Raw genomic sequence first — 15,421 nt, 5'->3', positions numbered from 1 at the left:
TGAACAGCGTCGACTTGCCGGCGTTGGTATAGCCTACCAGCGACACGGTGGGAATATCGGCGCGGGTGCGCGAGCGCCGGGCCTGGTCGCGCTGGCGCCGCACGGCATCCAGGCGCGACTCGATAAACGAGATACGCGCGCGCAGCAAACGCCGATCCGTTTCCAGCTGTGTTTCACCCGGGCCGCGCAGGCCAATACCGCCCTTTTGGCGCTCCAAGTGAGTCCAGCCGCGCACCAGGCGGGTGGACATATGGCGCAACTGTGCCAATTCCACCTGTAATTTACCTTCGTGGGTGCGCGCGCGCTGGGCGAAAATATCCAGAATCAGCCCGGTGCGATCGAGCACCCGGCACTTTAATTCGCGCTCCAGGTTGCGCTCCTGGCTGGGCGACAGGTTGTGATTAAAGATCACCAATTCGGCCTCGTGCAAGGCCACCAGGTCTTTTAGCTCCTGTAGCTTGCCGCTGCCCATAAATGTTTTGGCGTCGGGCGCCGCGCGCTTGCCGGTCAGCAGTGCCACCGGGTCGCCGCCGGCAGACAGCACCAACTCTTCAAATTCGCGGGGATCGTTTACATCGAGCTTAAGGTTGAAATCCAGATGAACCAGCACTGCCAGTTCACCGGATTCGGGACGTTCAAAGAACAAGATGACTCCTGAGCTTTTGGCCCTTTAGTCCTCTGCGCCTTCTTCCTGCTCACCTTCTGCTGGGTTCAGCATGGGTACGCGGACAGCGCGAGAGGGAACAACTGTGGAAATTGCGTGCTTGTAAACCATCTGGCTTACGGTGTTTTTCAACAACACAACAAACTGATCAAAAGACTCAACTTGGCCTTGCAACTTAATTCCGTTTACTAAGTAGATAGAGACGGGAATACGTTCTTTGCGCAAAACATTCAAATAAGGGTCTTGTAAGCTATGCCCTTTTGACATGTTTATTCTCCTTATAATCAACAAATAAAAGTTGCGAATACCCTGCACACACACATTGTGACAGGCGCAACAGCAAGCGAAATAACTGACGCGCGTACCCAAACGGGCACACCACTGCCCATTATATGGTTGCAACCCCTAGACAGTTCAAGGCCTGACGCACAATTTCTTCACGTGGCAGGGCATTTCCCGCCCGATCGTCAGTATAGACCCAATTCAGATTTGGCCAGCCGCGCAACCAGGTGAGCTGGCGCTTGGCCAGTTGACGACTGGCGGCCACACCTTTTGCCACCATCTCCGCCTCGTCGTAGGCGCCGTCCAGGTGCGCCCACATCTGCCGATAGCCCACGGCGCGAATGGCGGGCAGGTCGGCATGCAAGTCTGTGCGTTGGCGCAGTGCAGCCACTTCAGCCTTAAAACCCGCCGCCAACATGGCATCGAATCGGGCGGCGATGCGCCGGTGCAGTACGGTGCGGTCGTGGGGCGCGATGGCGAGTTGCGTGAGCTGGAAGCGCGCGTCAAAGGGCTCGCCGGTGGCGGCCTGCTGTTCGGCGCGCAGTGTACTCATGGTTTTACCGCTGCTGCGGTAGACTTCTAGCGCCCGCGAAATCCGCTGCGAGTGGTTGGGGTGCAGCTGCGCGGCTGTCTCGGGATCAATCCTGGCCAGCTCGGCGTGCAGCGCCGCCCAGCCCTTTTCCGCCGCCTCCTGCTCGATCTGCGCGCGCACCAAGGGCGGCGTGGTGGGCATATCGGCCAGACCGTCGAGCAATGCCTTGAAATACAACATGGTGCCGCCCACCAGCAGGGGGATGCGGCCGGCGGCGTGAATCTCGGCAATGGCGGCTTCGGCATCGCGCACAAACTGGCCGGCATTGTAGGGTTCGGCCGGATCGCAGATATCGATCAACCGGTGTGGCGCCGCCTGCTGCTCGGCGGCACTGGGCTTGGCCGAGCCGATATCCAAACCCCGGTACACCAAGGCGGAGTCCACACTGATTAATTCCACCGGCAGGTGCGCGCGCAGGGCAATGGCCAAATCGGTTTTACCGCTGGCGGTGGGGCCCATTAAGAAAATGACTTTGGGCGCCATCACTGGCCTCGCAAAAACATTTTGTCGAGCGCATCCATACTCTGTAAAAACCAGGTTGGCCGCCCGTGGTTGCACTGACCCGAGCGCTCCGTCGCCTCCATATCGCGTAGCAGCGCGTTCATTTCCGGGATAGAGAGCTTGCGGTTGGCGCGCACCGAACCGTGGCAAGCCATGGTGGAGAGCAATTCGTTAATGTGCTCGCGAATGCGATCACTGGTGCCGTGTTCGGCCAGGTCGGACAAGACATCGCGCACCAGCTGCTCGACCCTTGCCTGACCGAGTATCACCGGAATCTGGCGAATCAACAGTGTTTCAGGGCCGGCGCGCTCGACACCAAACCCCAACGTGGCAAAGAGCGCCGCATGCTGCTCGGCCAGGCCGGCTTCTTTCTCACTGACCGGAATGGATTCGGGCACCAGCAGCGGTTGCGCTTTCAATCCCTCGCCGTCGAAGGCGGCTTTCATGCGCTCGTAGGTAATCCGCTCGTGCGCCGCGTGGGCATCCACCACAATCAACCCCTGGGCGTTTTCCGCAAGAATGTAGACACCCTTGAGCTGCGCGATGGCAAAACCCAGGGGTGGCATTTCGTTGTCTGCCGCAGCCTGCGGCGCCGCCCAGCCGGATGTCGACTGCACCGGGCGCCCGGTGGGCGAGTGCAGGGCGCCGTATTGTTGCAACTGCTCGCTCACCTGGCCTGCGCTGGGGTACTGCGCCGCGTACCCAGCAATAGGCCCACTCAGCGGCGGCCTGTTGCTGGGTACCGCCAGCCCCAGACTGGACTGGGGACCAAACTCGCCGGCACTGGCACCTGTTGCCGCCGGCGCCGCGTCGGATTTCTCCAGTTGATCCTGGGGCCGCACCTCGGCCAGGGCGTGGTGCAGTGTGCGAAATAGAAAGTCGTGCACCAGGCGCGAGTCGCGAAAGCGCACTTCGTGTTTGGTGGGGTGCACATTCACGTCCACGGTGGCCGGGTCTAATTCCAGATACAATACGTAGGCCGGGTGGCGGCCGTGGAATAACACATCGCGGTAGGCTTGGCGCACCGCGTGGGTGACCAGCTTGTCCTTGATTGCGCGGCCGTTAACATAAAAATGCTGCAAGTCGGCCTGAGAGCGAGAAAAGGCCGGCAGTGCCACCCAGCCCCACAGTTTCAGACCGGCGCGCTCCACCTCCACATACAGTGCATTTTCCATAAATGCACTGCCGCAAATCTGGCCCACGCGGCGCTCGCGCTCAACGCGCGAACCGGCGGCGCGCCACTGGTGCAGCGCCCGCCCGTTGTGGGTCAGGTTAAAGGCGACGTCAAAATGCGACAGCGCCAGCCGTTTGACCACATCCTCCAGGCGCGCAAATTCAGTTTTTTCAGTGCGCAAAAATTTTCGCCGCGCCGGGGTGTTAAAAAACAGGTCGCGCACTTCCACACTAGTGCCGCGCGGGTGCGGCGCAGGCATCAGCTCGGTTTCCATGTCGCGCCCTTCAGAGCGCGCACTCCAGCCCTGTGAGCTATCGTCCGTTGGATTTGCCGTAATAAGCAGCCGCGATACCGAACTGATCGACGCCAGCGCTTCGCCCCGAAAACCCAATGTAGCCACCGCCTCCAAGTCGTCCAGTTCGTAAATTTTGCTGGTTGCGTGACGGCTCAGCGCCAGCGGTAAATCCTCGCGGCTGATGCCCTTGCCGTTATCGCGCACGCGCATTAACTTCACGCCACCCTCTTCGGCCTCGACCTCCAGGCGAGTGGCGCCCGCATCGATGCTGTTTTCCAGCAGCTCTTTGATAACCGACGCTGGTCGCTCCACCACCTCGCCGGCGGCAATTTGGTTAGCGAGGCGGGGCGAGAGCAGTTTAATTATGGAAGACATGAATACAACGCAGTCAGGAAGTGGGAATTTGAATTTTCTGGCCAATCATAATGGTTGAGCCATTGAGGTTATTGGCCCGCCGGATGTCGTCCACCGACACATTGTGGCGTCGGGCAATGGCCGACAGAGTATCGCCGCGGGCAATCACGTATTCTTTTTTGGCGCCGCTGCCACCCTCGTCGCGACCGCCCTTCTTGACCCAGGCGATGTAGGAATCCGATGGCGGCGACTCGTAAAAATAATTTTTAATGCCGCCAAAAATGGCATTCGCCATTTGGCGACGATAGGCACTGGACGCCAGATTTTTGGCCTCCTGCGGGTTGGAGATAAAACCCGTCTCCACCAATATCGAGGGTACGTCGGGCGCCTTTAGCACCAGGAAGTTGGCCTGCTCGACGTGGTGCTTGTGCATGTGAGCCATTTTTTTCATGGACTGAATCACCTTGTCGCCCACCTGCAAGCTTTGGCTCAGAGTATTGGTCATCGACAAATCCACGAGCACCGATGCCAGCATTTCATCGCGCCCCTCGAGAATCGTGCCCTCGCCGCCAAACAGGTCGGCCTCGTTTTCACGCTGTGCTAAAAAGCGCGCCATCTCCGACGTTGCTCCGCGCTGTGACAGCGCAAAAACCGAGGCGCCCCGGGCTTTTGGATTGGTAAAGGCATCGGCATGAATCGACACGAAAAGATCCGCCCGCTCGGCGCGCGCCAAATTACGGCGTTTGGCGTGCAGTACATAGTAATCGGCACTGCGAGTCATAAACGCGCGATAGCCCGGCTCGGCATCCACCATTTTTTGTAGCTCTTTGGCGATAGCCAGCACCACATCTTTTTCGCGCAAGCGATTCGGCCCAATGGCGCCCGGGTCCTCACCACCGTGACCGGCGTCGATGGCGACGACTATGTCGCGCCGACTGGCGGGCACGGCGGCAACCACCGTTTTTTCTACTTTGATATCGGTGTCGTACAAATCGATGACTAGGCGATCGGCCTTATCGCCGAACTTTTTTAATACCAGGCTGCGCGGTTTCACGGCGGCGCTAAGATCCAGCACAATGCGCAAGTCGCTCTGGTTGCGCGGAGCCGTGCGCACGGTGCGAATGGGAGTATCGGCCAGCGGCAACTCGCCCAAATTGGCCTTGAGTTTCACCGCGCTGATATCAACCACCAAACGATCCGGATTACTCAGGGTAAAAATACTGTGCTCCACCGGGCCGCTTAAATCGAAGACCAGGCGGGTATGGTCCGGTGCACGCCACAAGCGCGCGCTATCGATGGTTGTGGCCACCACGGCCTGCGCCCACAGGCACATACACACGCTAATGACACTGATGATAGGTCGCATCATGCGCGGCCCTGACTCCCGGTGGTGACTAAGTGACTGAGCGCCCGCTGACCTGTGGCCGTAGGTGCATCCAGTGTGAGCACTCGGCCCGGCTCTCCACCGGGCGCCAACTGTATACCGACTGTAACGCGCCAATCGGGCGCTGGCAAAAAACCTTCGCCGCGCTTGGGCCATTCAACAATACACAGTGCATCGGCGTCAAAATAGTCGCGAATGCCCATGTACTCCAACTCTTCGGGATCACCCAGGCGGTAGAGGTCAAAATGATACACAGTGACAGCACTCAGTTGATAAGGTTCCACCAGTGTATAGGTAGGGCTCTTAACCGCACCTGAATGGCCAAAAGCCTGAAGTATGCCCCGTGTAAGCGTGGTTTTACCCGCGCCCAGGTCGCCCTCGAGGAATAACACACCGCGCCCGAGTGCGCGCCCAAACTGCGCCCCCAACTCAACCATGGCCGCCTCGCCAACAGCGGTAAACTGATGTGCCACCATGAATTACAACCCGTTCAACAGCCAGCGCACCGCCGGCAGTAAATCGGTGGCGAGCAACCCGCGCTGACCATCGGCCTCGGCCAGTTGATCGCCCGCCATGGCGTGCACCAAGGCGCCCAACTCGGCAGCGTGCGCAGGAGCCAAGCCCTGCGCCAACAGGGCCCCGATAATACCTGCCAGGCAATCGCCCATGCCGCCACTGGCCATGCCGGGATTGCCGGCATCGATCAGCCTCAGTTGAATATGTTCACCCTCGCCAAAAGCTACCAGACTACCTGCGCCTTTGAGCACGATTACCGCGCCCGTTAATTGCACCAGCGCCCGCGCCGAAGCAGCGCGATCGGCCTGAATGTCGGCGGTGGTTTTTTTCAGTAATCGGGCCGCTTCGGCCGGGTGCGGCGTGAGCACACAACGTGCGGGCAACGCAGGTTGTGACATTTTGGCCAGCAAATTTAGCGCGTCGGCATCCAGGCAGGTGGGGATATCACACGCCAAGCTCTGAGCCAGTAACTGCTCGCCCCAGGCCTGCTGCCCCAATCCTGGGCCCACCACCAGCGCACTGGCCGTGGCCAGCTTTGCCTGGGCATCCACGCCGGCATCGACCCCCAGCGCCATCAGCTCCGGCTGGCGCGTCAGCGCAATCTGCGCGGTGAGCGGGCGGCTTACCAGGCTCACAGTCCCACTGCCGGCGCGCAAGCCAGCCTCAGCGGCAATCAATGCGGCACCCGACAAACCGAGATCTCCGCCAACGACCGCCAGGTGCCCGTGACTGCCCTTGTGGCTATCTAGCGCGCGGGCGCGGAAGCCGGCCATCAGCGCCCCATAGTCAGCCCGCTGGGCCAACACCGGCAGGTGCGCTGCCTGGGTATCGCCGCCCAACGCTGAAAATACCACGCGCCCGGCGCAGGCGCGGCCGGCTCCGGTAAACAAGCCAAATTTCAATCCCACAAAGGTCGTCGTCAGTGCCGCTTTCACAGCTGCGCCCAGTGGTGCACCCGTATCGGCCTGTATACCCGAGGGCAAATCCAGCGCCAGTACCGGCACCGACTGCTGATTGATCCAATGTATTGCGTCGGCATAGTGCGCGGCCACCGGCTTGCTTAGCCCTGTGCCCAGCAGGCCATCCACCACCACATCGCAGGTCAGCGACTCGTTCGGGTTAAACGCCGCCATGGCCACCCCCTCTTGCTGGGCGTACTGCCAAGCGGCCTTTGCCGCACCCGACAAGCCCGCAGGATCTGCCAGCCAGCGCACGCAGACCTCCAAGTTGCGCGCTTTTGCCAGCGCCGCAACCACGTAGCCGTCGCCGCCATTGTTGCCTGCGCCACACACCACCACCAGGCGCCGCGCCTCGGGCCAGGCGTCGGCCAGTTGCTCGAAGGCAAAACGACCGGCACGTTTCATTAGCCGCTCGGCACTCAGGCCCTGCTGTTCAATTAAATAGTGATCCAGAGCGCGAACGGACTGGGCGGAATACAAGGCGTTTGGCAGCGCGGCAGACATGCGTTATCTCGTGCAAGTGAAAAATCTGTCAGAATTATACGGAAAAGGCATAGACAGCACACGAACAATGGCAGACACAGAACACACCCGCGCACTGACCCAACTGGCCGCCGAGCTCAAAGCCGAAGGTCAGCGACTGGGCTTTCAGCAGGTCGGTATTACCGATATTGGCCTGGCCGAGGCAGAGCAGCGCTTGCAGGCCTGGCTCGCCAAGGGCTACCAGGGCAGCATGGGCTGGATGGCCGATCACGGCAATATGCGCACGCGGCCAGCGGAACTGCTACCGGGTACCCTGCGCGTTATTAGTGCCCGAATGGACTATCTGCCCGGAGACACTCAGCTGATCGCGGCGTTAAAAGATGGCGAAACCGCGTATATTTCCCGCTATGCACTTGGACGCGACTACCACAAACTGATTCGCAAACGCCTGAGTCATTTAGCGCAGTTCATTGAGGCCCGCGCCATCGCCTTGGGCCTGCCGTTGCCGGCGCAGTTTCAGCAGCGCGCCTTCGTAGACAGCGCGCCGGTAGCGGAAAAGCCCCTGGCCGCCAAGGCCGGCCTTGGCTGGCAAGGCAAACACACCCTTATTATCAACCGAACAGCGGGCAGCTGGTTTTTTCTGGGCGAGGTGCTTACCTGTCTACCGCTGCCCGTGGACAAGACCGCTGTAAAAGACGAGTGCGGCGAGTGTACGGCCTGTTTAAAAGTTTGCCCCACAGATGCCTTTCCAAGGCCCTACGAGCTAGACGCGCGCCGCTGCATTTCCTATTTAACCATTGAAAATAAAGGCCCAATACCGGTGGAATTTCGCGAGCCTATGGGCAATCGCGTGTTTGGCTGCGACGACTGCCAGGCCATCTGCCCTTGGAACAAATTCGCCAATTACACACAAGAAATCGATTTTTTGCCGCGCCACCAGCTCGACAGCACAAAATTAGTGGAACTATTCGCGTGGACAGAGGCGGAATTTCTCGAGCGCACGGCGGGCTCGCCCTTGCGCCGCACCGGTTTTGAAAACTGGCAGCGCAACCTGGCCGTGGGTTTAGGCAACGCCCCCAGCAATACCAGCATCATTCACCAGCTCGAACACGCGCGGGTGAGCGCCACACCCATGGTGCAAGAGCACATAGACTGGGCGCTGGCGCAACAGCGCGATACCAATAAAAAACGCAAGCGTAAAATCAAAAACAGCGCGCGCACCTGGTGAGGCAGTCCCCACTGGATCAAGGTAAATAGCGCGAATAGTAGGTGATGCGGACCAGCCGATCAGAGCCAGTCTCATCGTCGAAATCGAGGATAAAGTAATTGAGCTCTTCGCGCGCATTCAATACATAAATTCGGTTGTCGTCCGGCCCCGCCAGCGCAACATCGCCGCCGCTGGAGCCATGTGGTAGCGCCGCCAACAATCGCACGGCGTCTGTAGCCCAGCTATCCAGGAACCAGCGCATATCGACATTCCAGTTCGCCTGCAGCTGGCGCACAAATTCCGATAGCGGCACCTCGCCGACTGTGTCGTCGACCGACTTTTCGTAGTATTCCGTGCCAATATCCTGCTCATTGCCCTCGTAGACATAGCGCAGCTCGATGGCGCCCGTTGGCAAATCATTCAGCGGTTGATTTTCGATTAACCTAATGGCAAATTCCCGCGCCAGCTCAAGGCGCGATAGTTGCTCCGTGTGCTCCTTGCGCACCCCCTCGTCTCGGGCAAAATAATCAACGTGCACTAATTGTTTTTCCGACGCCGTCTGGCTGTCTTTAACTACCTGCAAAAAGCCAATTTTCCCCTCCGGCCATTCGGGCGACCAGCCCCTTTCAACCACATAGGTGTAGCGGCCATTCTTAAAGGTGTACTGGGGGTATCTCACGCCGCCGGCCACCCAGTGCAGTTCGCCGCCGGTCAAGATTAAATCGGGCGTAGCACTCTGAGGCTTGTCGCCTGGCCACACCGCGTAACGATAGCCGCGCTCACCTAAATCGTCGATGCGTACATTAAAGCGCGCTGAGTTCCAGGACAGCACGGCGGCTTCGAATTCATGCAAGCTGGGGTGCAGGTGGCGCCGCTGCTCGGCCAGCGCTTCGACCATAACGGCGCCGGCGCGCGCTGTTTGAATACCCGTCGAGTATACATATTGAGACTCACCCGCCCAGGCCAGCCCATTGCTGAAAGTAAAACCGTACAGGCCGCGGTAGTGCCAATCGGCAACATTTGAACTCGCAATGCCCGCGATTAACTCCGCATCAAACACTTCATCAAAGCGCGCCAACATCTCCTCCGCGTTCCGAATGGGCGCAACGGGGTAAGGCCGTTCAAAGGGGTACTCAAGCACCTGACTTATACACGCGCGCGAGCCAGAGCGAAAGGCCGCGATAATTGAAGGGATTTTGTCCTTGATAAAACGATCCCGCGACGTTTCTAGTTGCGATTCGAGCGCCTCCAAATCCGTGGCACACTCAGTGGTTGCCATTGGTACAGTTGCACTGACATTCACGCTAATACTCGCGCATAAAAAAAAGCGCGCCACTACATTTTTTATCGACATTACATTTAAATCCTGACCGGCATCGCGGCTCAAAATAATTTTGGCACCAAACTTACAATCGCCCTAGCGCGACTCAAGTCTTAGTGCAACAGATGAAATATGGCAATATCGGCTGCCTAACTTGGGAAAGTCAGCCCCTACTGTCACTAAATATGAGATATCCCTGTATCGCAGGGTAATTCAAGCGCCGTCAAAAACCAATTTTCCACGGACAAAACCGCTGCCTATTCGGGCCATTGAGCACAGCTTGCGCAGCGCAAGCCGTATGGTATCGCCTACGCTAATCCTTTTTACCGCGTTTACTCGATTTAAAACGTACCCAATAGTAGATAGCCGTACCTACCAATCCGGTGTACATACAGGCCTTGTGCAAGTCCGCAACAGAGACTGCACCAAGCAGAGAGTTGACATTAGAAAAGGGGTACAATGGGGCCATATCGGCGTGCATCATGCTATCGAGCATGACGTGTGTAAAGGCACCAATCAATGCCGACGTGCACGCCACCCACCAACGGATCTCTATAGCTTCGACGCAATGCGGGACGATTATGCGCATGCCAAGCTCGGACAAATATTTACCCGATATTCCAGCGACCACAGCCAGCAATGTCGCCCCCAAATAGGTATGGCTAAAGCCGTGTAAATGACCCTCGCCGGTGACTAGCACCCACAGCGGCTGGATATCCATAACGATCTGCGTCCAACCGAAAACCATCAAGCTAAAACTGCCCTGCAACACAGCTTTGATAAAAATTCCCGGCCCCATATGGATGGGTGTGAATGGCATAAATGCAGCGCTCCTACCTAGGCCTTCAAGTAGATTGTGTTACTTCTGATAGCTGGCGATTAAGGTGGTGTTTTTCACTGAACGATTGAAGTAGGCAACTTTAGCGCTCAGATATTGTGCATCAGAGAAGAAATGATCCGCCGCCGTTTGACTAGGAAAATAGATGGTAAACACCCGGTTAATGGGCACGTCCACCTGGCTAAGCAAGACGTCCGAGACTAGAAAATCGTACCCAAAACCACCGTCATAGGCTGACAATATAGGGGCCATCGCCTCGCGATACTGCGCGTAAATGTCGGTATCTGAGACTTCAAGCCCCACGAGCATTTCGTACATTACAGAGTCCTTTTTGGTTATATTCACCAACCGACACGGCGTACACGGCATTACAATCCTTGCGGCCATTAATCAAATTCCGTGCGCTGCACGATACAATTTGGGACATCGCCTAAAAATCACTGTACACCGTGTGCCAGAGGCACACCATCCAAGACGAAATGGCCACCTACTCCCTCACTGTATTAGTTTCAAAAAGCAGGCGACTGACTTGGGCGCCTTGGCGCCCGGCCACAGCAGCTCGCATCAATAGCGGAGTTTTGGCAGTCTGCAGTGTCGATCAAGCGCTGTCCTAGCGCGCTTTCGCGCTGCTGTTCGACGGGAACCGACTAGAACTTAATAAATGTATTTCGGTAGTGCTGCAGTTCGGCAATGGAATCTTTGATATCGTCCATGGCCAGGTGGCTGCTGGATTTTTTCACGCCGGCCAATACCTCGGGCGCCCAGCGTCGGGCCAGCTCCTTGAGGGTGCTGACATCCAAATTGCGGTAGTGAAAATAGCGCTCTAGCTCAGGCATACCGCGCACTAAAAATCGCCGGTCCTGACAAATGGAGTTGCCGCACATGGGCGATTTGCCCTTAGGCACCCACTGCCCCAAAAATGCGATGGTGGCCGCCTCGGCCTCGGCGGCTGAGGTTTTACTGTCTTTGACCCGCTGGGTCAGACCCGATTTACCGTGTTGATTGGTATTCCATTCATCCATACCAGCCAACACTGTGTCAGGCTGATGAATGGCAAAGACCGGTCCCTCGGCCAGAATATTTAGCTGGGCATCGGTGACGATGGTGGCAATCTCAATAATTACGTCGGTATCCGGCTCCAAGCCGGTCATTTCCAGGTCTATCCAGATAAGGTTGTCGTCGGCAATGTGGCTCATGAAGGTCTGCTCGTATTTTTTTAAGGGCGCACGTTTTACAATGTGTCCCACAGTTTAGCAAGGCAACGCCCGAGGCGCCCGCACGATGATCTCCACCCATGAGTAAACGCAAGCTCAACCGTCGCCAGGCCTGGCGTATCGAGAAAATCCAACAGGAGCGCAGTGCGCGCGCCAGTAAACGCGACGCCCGTGCCGACCAGCAGCTGCAGGACGACAGCCTGGGGCCGGAAGAGTTTGGTCTGGTGGTGGCTCACTACGGCAAACGGGTCGAGGTGGAGTCGCTCGGCGAGCTAGGCGATCAGGGGTCGGCCGAGGGCGAAGTGGTGAGCTGCCACTTCCGCGCCAACCTGGGCTCGTTGGTCACTGGCGATAAAGTGGTATGGCGACGCGGCAAAGATGCCGGCGTCATTGTCGCCGTGCAACCACGGCACTCGCAGCTGCAGCGGCCGGACCCCTACGGCGATATGAAAACCATCGCCGCCAATATCGACCGGATTATCATCGTGGCCGCCCCCTATCCCGAGCCACACGCAAATTTAATTGACCGCTATTTGGTGGCCACGGAAGCCCTGGAACTCACACCGCTCATCCTTTTTAACAAGGCCGACCGAATAGATGAGAGCAATCGGGACAAAATGACCTGGCTGACGGAGCGCTACCGCTCGCTGGATTACGACTTGCTGCAGGTGTCCACCACTACGGGCGAAAATATCGATGCCCTGACCCGTTACCTGGCCAGTTATACCAGTGTGTTTGTGGGACAATCGGGAGTAGGCAAGTCTTCGCTCATTAACAGTTTGTTACCCGGGTACGATATTCGCGTGGGCGGCCTGTCGGAGGCGACGCAGAAAGGTACCCACACCACCACCACCGCACACCTCTACCACTTCCCCTCGGGCGGTCACCTGATCGACTCGCCCGGCATTCGCGAATTTGGCCTGTGGCATATGGCGCCAGAGGAGGTGCTGGCGGGTTTTCGCGAGTTTCGACCGCACCTGGGTTATTGTAAATTCCGCGACTGCAAACACCGCCAGGAGCCCGGTTGTGCTCTGCATGCTGCAGTGGCTCAAGGCCAGATCAGCCAATCGCGCATGGACAGCTGCAATATGATTTTGGCCAGTCTCGACAACCCCCACGGTTGACCCAGGTACCTAGCGCAGCCACCGCGCACAGTGGACAGGGCTCATCTATGCTAAGGGCATGAAACGAAGCCCACCCCATACACTGGCACTGCCCCACCCGAAGGGCGCCGACCATTGGCGAAAACTGCTTGTACCCGCAGGCTTAAGCCTGCTACCCGGTACTTTCGAACGCGTACAACACAGCTTACAACGCCCCAATAGCAGTGCCGAGCAGGTTGCCCAGGCTCTGGCGCAAGATCCGGTCGCCTGCCTGCACCACTATTTGAAAGCCAATCGACTGGTCCAAGCAGCGGGCAATGAGATACGCGACCTTCCTCACTTGGTCAGCCTGCTGGGTTTCCCACAGGTGCGCCAATTACTGCACAGCCTGCCCATCGCCGAAGAGCCACACCCACGATACTGGCGCCGCCTGCAAATCAGCCTGTTGCGCACGCAGATGCTGGCTCAACTGCCACTGGCCAATGCGGGTCTGCAGGCTAGCGAGCTCCACTTTGCCGTACAATTCAGCGACCTGCCCGCGTGGCTGTGCTGGCATTATGCGGCAGACGAGCAAGCATGGCTGGCCGGGCTGGCACGCAACCCTAAAATTGGGCCCGCCAAAGCACAGCAACTGGTGTTTGGCGCCGATCTGCGCCCGCTGCTACGCCAACAACTAGCCCTGCTGCCCTTGCCACAGCTTGCCAAGCAACGACTGACACAACCTGCCGGTCAATTGCAGCGGCAGCTGTGTGCTCTGGCTCGGTCGCACCGGCACGGAGGTTTTGCCGAGCTCGGCAATCGACGCCTGTTAACAATAGTGCTACTGGAACATCTGGCCGAGCGTCTGTATAACGCGCCCAGCCACAACAGCGCGCGTTTTGCTCAACAGCTAGTGGCCGAACTGCTACAAACCAGCGAAGCGCGCATCACCCAGGCCTGCCATCGCGCCTTGGGCGAACTGCCGTCCCTACACCCTTCGCTACTGGAAACGCACCCGGCGCGACGCCTACTCTGCCAGTGGCCCCGTTACGGCACAGATCCCACCTACTCGCTGCCGCGGCCCCAATCCGCTGCGCCACCTCCACCTGAAACATCGCCCAGTGAGGCGGCTACCCGCGAGCCCAACCGGCTGCTCGACAACCGATTTATCGACGCCAAAATCGTGCGCGAAAATATCATGGCTTTGCGCCAGGGCACTGCCGAGCTGGTGACGCTAAACGCTATCCTTCAGTGTGTTAGCCGCACACTTTCTCTGGGTTTCGGGATGCACCTAGGGGCACTGCTACTGCGCGAGCCCGCCGGCGGCTGGCAACTAAAGTACAACTTTGACCAGCGCCCGGATAATCCGCTGCCCGACCAACTCGCCGATGCCAGCCTGCTCACCAAATTGGCCGGCAAGCCCGCCGCCGTATTGATCAATAGCGATAATCGCGGTGCACTAACCCCTCACCTGCCATCCCAATTGACGACCGCGCTACAGTCGCAGGATGCCGTATTTATTTCGCTCAGCTTAAAGGGGAAATGCATCGCGCTGATGCTCGCAGCAGAGCCCGATTTATCGCCGCCGCGACTGCAGGCCTGCAAGCTGCTGGCACAGGCGGCACAGCAAGCTATCGCACGACTAGCGGTCAAGGTGCAACGGCGCGCAGCCGGCCAACACAACTAGTTACACTGTTTCGAACGACAGATTCCATTACAATGGCGCTTTTCTAACGCCGGGGGCCCTATGCTGCCACTAATTATTGAACCTGCAGATTTAGCAACGCACCTGGGCGACGCGCAGCTGCGACTGGTGGACCTGTGTAACGAGCAATCCTATGCCGCCGGCCACCTGCCGGGCGCTGTGAGCGTACTGCCACAGGAGCTAATGGCTAGCCCACCACCCGCAGTCGGCAAGCTGCCCGACCTGGCGCACTTGACCCAACTCTTCCAACGTATCGGCCTGACACCGGATACGCACTTAGTGGTGTACGACGACGAAGGTGGCGGTTGGGCAGGGCGCTTTATCTGGCTATTAGATGTCATCGGCCACCAGAAGTACTCATACTTAAACGGCGGCCTCCTGGCCTGGAAAGCAGCAGCGCTGCCACTGAGCGCAGAGCCCACCGAGGTAGCGCCAAGTAAACTGACCCTGCACTTGCACCCGCACCCCTTTACCATTGATTGCGAAGAAATTCTCGCGCGCCTGGGCGATGCCGATTTGTTGGTGTGGGATGCGCGCAGCCCGGCCGAATTCCGCGGCGAAAAAGTCTTTGCCAAAAAGGCAGGCCATATCCCAGGCGCTATTAACTGCGAGTGGACACAACTCATGGACCAGCAACGCCAATTGCGTATTCGCACCGACGCCAAAGAATTTCTCGCAAGCCTGGGCATAGATCGCAGCAAACACATTGTCACCCACTGTCAAACCCATCACCGCTCGGGCTTTACCTATCTGGTGGGCAAGAGCCTTGGGCTGAACATCCGCGCCTACCACGGCTCGTGGAGTGAGTGGGGCAACCATCCAACGACACCCGTCGAACAATCCTCGTAAA

The 15,421-nt window shown here is 58.3% G+C and carries 15 protein-coding genes; 4 read left to right on the top strand and 11 right to left on the bottom strand.

What is annotated here, in order from left to right; translation table 11 throughout:
* The 7 genes from hflX to ACW8F6_RS04985 form a co-directional block, all read right to left on the bottom strand.
* Positions 1-646, bottom strand: a 646-nt coding sequence (hflX, locus tag ACW8F6_RS05015; RefSeq protein ID WP_491574752.1) for a GTPase HflX, incomplete at its 3' end; no start/stop codon positions are given.
* A gap of 24 nt (positions 647-670) precedes the next feature.
* Positions 671-931 (bottom strand): RNA chaperone Hfq, encoded by a 261-nt coding sequence (gene hfq / locus ACW8F6_RS05010; protein ID WP_183907799.1) that lies wholly within the window; start codon positions 929-931, stop codon positions 671-673.
* A 121-nt stretch (positions 932-1,052) separates the two neighbouring features.
* The gene (miaA, locus tag ACW8F6_RS05005; protein ID WP_491574751.1) at positions 1,053-2,021 is read right to left on the bottom strand and encodes a tRNA (adenosine(37)-N6)-dimethylallyltransferase MiaA; all 969 of its coding nucleotides are present in this window, start codon (positions 2,019-2,021) and stop codon (positions 1,053-1,055) included.
* Complete coding sequence (mutL, locus tag ACW8F6_RS05000; RefSeq protein WP_491574750.1) at positions 2,021-3,883, bottom strand: DNA mismatch repair endonuclease MutL; 1,863 nt, start codon at positions 3,881-3,883, stop codon at positions 2,021-2,023. Before mutL ends, miaA begins: the two co-directional genes overlap by 1 nt.
* Positions 3,884-3,896: 13 nt before the next feature.
* Positions 3,897-5,228: an N-acetylmuramoyl-L-alanine amidase gene (locus tag ACW8F6_RS04995; protein WP_491574753.1), complete on the bottom strand. Its 1,332-nt coding sequence runs from the start codon at positions 5,226-5,228 to the stop codon at positions 3,897-3,899.
* Positions 5,228-5,722 carry a tRNA (adenosine(37)-N6)-threonylcarbamoyltransferase complex ATPase subunit type 1 TsaE gene (gene tsaE / locus ACW8F6_RS04990; RefSeq protein WP_491574749.1) on the bottom strand — a complete coding sequence of 165 codons (495 nt, stop codon included), beginning with the start codon at positions 5,720-5,722 and terminating at the stop codon, positions 5,228-5,230. Before tsaE ends, ACW8F6_RS04995 begins: the two co-directional genes overlap by 1 nt.
* A 3-nt stretch (positions 5,723-5,725) precedes the next feature.
* Positions 5,726-7,225, bottom strand: a complete 1,500-nt coding sequence (locus tag ACW8F6_RS04985; protein ID WP_491574748.1) for an NAD(P)H-hydrate dehydratase — start codon at positions 7,223-7,225, stop codon at positions 5,726-5,728.
* Between the two features lie 67 nt (positions 7,226-7,292).
* Here ACW8F6_RS04985 and queG point away from each other — a divergent pair, with 67 nt between their 5' ends.
* Entirely contained in the window at positions 7,293-8,432 is a 1,140-nt protein-coding gene (queG, locus tag ACW8F6_RS04980; RefSeq protein ID WP_491574747.1) for a tRNA epoxyqueuosine(34) reductase QueG, read from the top strand.
* A gap of 16 nt (positions 8,433-8,448) precedes the next feature.
* Here the strand turns inward: queG and ACW8F6_RS04975 are convergent, their stop codons facing one another.
* From ACW8F6_RS04975 to orn, 4 genes are all read right to left on the bottom strand, one after another.
* On the bottom strand, positions 8,449-9,765 hold the full coding sequence (locus tag ACW8F6_RS04975) for a hypothetical protein (RefSeq protein WP_491574746.1): 1,317 nt from the start codon (positions 9,763-9,765) through the stop codon (positions 8,449-8,451).
* 280 nt (positions 9,766-10,045) lie between these two features.
* The gene (locus tag ACW8F6_RS04970; protein ID WP_491574745.1) at positions 10,046-10,552 is read right to left on the bottom strand and encodes a metal-dependent hydrolase; all 507 of its coding nucleotides are present in this window, start codon (positions 10,550-10,552) and stop codon (positions 10,046-10,048) included.
* 39 nt (positions 10,553-10,591) lie between these two features.
* A complete protein-coding gene (locus ACW8F6_RS04965) occupies positions 10,592-10,888 on the bottom strand; it encodes a DUF1330 domain-containing protein (RefSeq protein WP_491574744.1) in 297 nt (98 codons plus the stop codon).
* Positions 10,889-11,217: 329 nt separating this feature from the next.
* Complete coding sequence (orn, locus tag ACW8F6_RS04960) at positions 11,218-11,766, bottom strand: oligoribonuclease (protein WP_491574743.1); 549 nt, start codon at positions 11,764-11,766, stop codon at positions 11,218-11,220.
* A gap of 98 nt (positions 11,767-11,864) precedes the next feature.
* On the opposite strand from orn, the gene rsgA reads away from it, so the two are divergent.
* From rsgA to ACW8F6_RS04945, 3 genes are read left to right on the top strand one after another with little or no spacing between them, the layout of a single operon-like run.
* Positions 11,865-12,908: a small ribosomal subunit biogenesis GTPase RsgA gene (gene rsgA, locus ACW8F6_RS04955; RefSeq protein ID WP_491574742.1), complete on the top strand. Its 1,044-nt coding sequence runs from the start codon at positions 11,865-11,867 to the stop codon at positions 12,906-12,908.
* A 58-nt stretch (positions 12,909-12,966) separates the two neighbouring features.
* The gene (locus ACW8F6_RS04950; RefSeq protein WP_491574741.1) at positions 12,967-14,553 is read left to right on the top strand and encodes an HDOD domain-containing protein; all 1,587 of its coding nucleotides are present in this window, start codon (positions 12,967-12,969) and stop codon (positions 14,551-14,553) included.
* A gap of 60 nt (positions 14,554-14,613) precedes the next feature.
* Positions 14,614-15,420, top strand: coding sequence for a rhodanese-like domain-containing protein (locus ACW8F6_RS04945; protein ID WP_491574740.1), 807 nt, complete (start codon positions 14,614-14,616; stop codon positions 15,418-15,420).
* The last annotated feature ends 1 nt before the right edge of the window (position 15,421 follow it).

This window comes from Simiduia sp., assembly GCF_058345725.1.
Note: the sequence above shows the minus strand (reverse complement) of the source record. Positions and strands in the feature narration are given on the sequence as shown.

What these genes read in the sequence shown, in the direction of transcription:
- hfq (WP_183907799.1), bottom strand. Translation starts at nt 931, where the DNA reads ATGTCAAAAGGGCATAGCTTACAAGACCCTTATTTGAATGTTTTGCGC.
- miaA (WP_491574751.1), bottom strand. Translation starts at nt 2,021, where the DNA reads ATGGCGCCCAAAGTCATTTTCTTAATGGGCCCCACCGCCAGCGGTAAA.
- mutL (WP_491574750.1), bottom strand. Translation starts at nt 3,883, where the DNA reads ATGTCTTCCATAATTAAACTGCTCTCGCCCCGCCTCGCTAACCAAATT.
- ACW8F6_RS04995 (WP_491574753.1), bottom strand. Translation starts at nt 5,228, where the DNA reads ATGCGACCTATCATCAGTGTCATTAGCGTGTGTATGTGCCTGTGGGCG.
- tsaE (WP_491574749.1), bottom strand. Translation starts at nt 5,722, where the DNA reads ATGGTGGCACATCAGTTTACCGCTGTTGGCGAGGCGGCCATGGTTGAG.
- ACW8F6_RS04985 (WP_491574748.1), bottom strand. Translation starts at nt 7,225, where the DNA reads ATGTCTGCCGCGCTGCCAAACGCCTTGTATTCCGCCCAGTCCGTTCGC.
- queG (WP_491574747.1), top strand. Translation starts at nt 7,293, where the DNA reads ATGGCAGACACAGAACACACCCGCGCACTGACCCAACTGGCCGCCGAG.
- ACW8F6_RS04975 (WP_491574746.1), bottom strand. Translation starts at nt 9,765, where the DNA reads ATGTCGATAAAAAATGTAGTGGCGCGCTTTTTTTTATGCGCGAGTATT.
- ACW8F6_RS04970 (WP_491574745.1), bottom strand. Translation starts at nt 10,552, where the DNA reads ATGCCATTCACACCCATCCATATGGGGCCGGGAATTTTTATCAAAGCT.
- ACW8F6_RS04965 (WP_491574744.1), bottom strand. Translation starts at nt 10,888, where the DNA reads ATGTACGAAATGCTCGTGGGGCTTGAAGTCTCAGATACCGACATTTAC.
- orn (WP_491574743.1), bottom strand. Translation starts at nt 11,766, where the DNA reads ATGAGCCACATTGCCGACGACAACCTTATCTGGATAGACCTGGAAATG.
- rsgA (WP_491574742.1), top strand. Translation starts at nt 11,865, where the DNA reads ATGAGTAAACGCAAGCTCAACCGTCGCCAGGCCTGGCGTATCGAGAAA.
- ACW8F6_RS04950 (WP_491574741.1), top strand. Translation starts at nt 12,967, where the DNA reads ATGAAACGAAGCCCACCCCATACACTGGCACTGCCCCACCCGAAGGGC.
- ACW8F6_RS04945 (WP_491574740.1), top strand. Translation starts at nt 14,614, where the DNA reads ATGCTGCCACTAATTATTGAACCTGCAGATTTAGCAACGCACCTGGGC.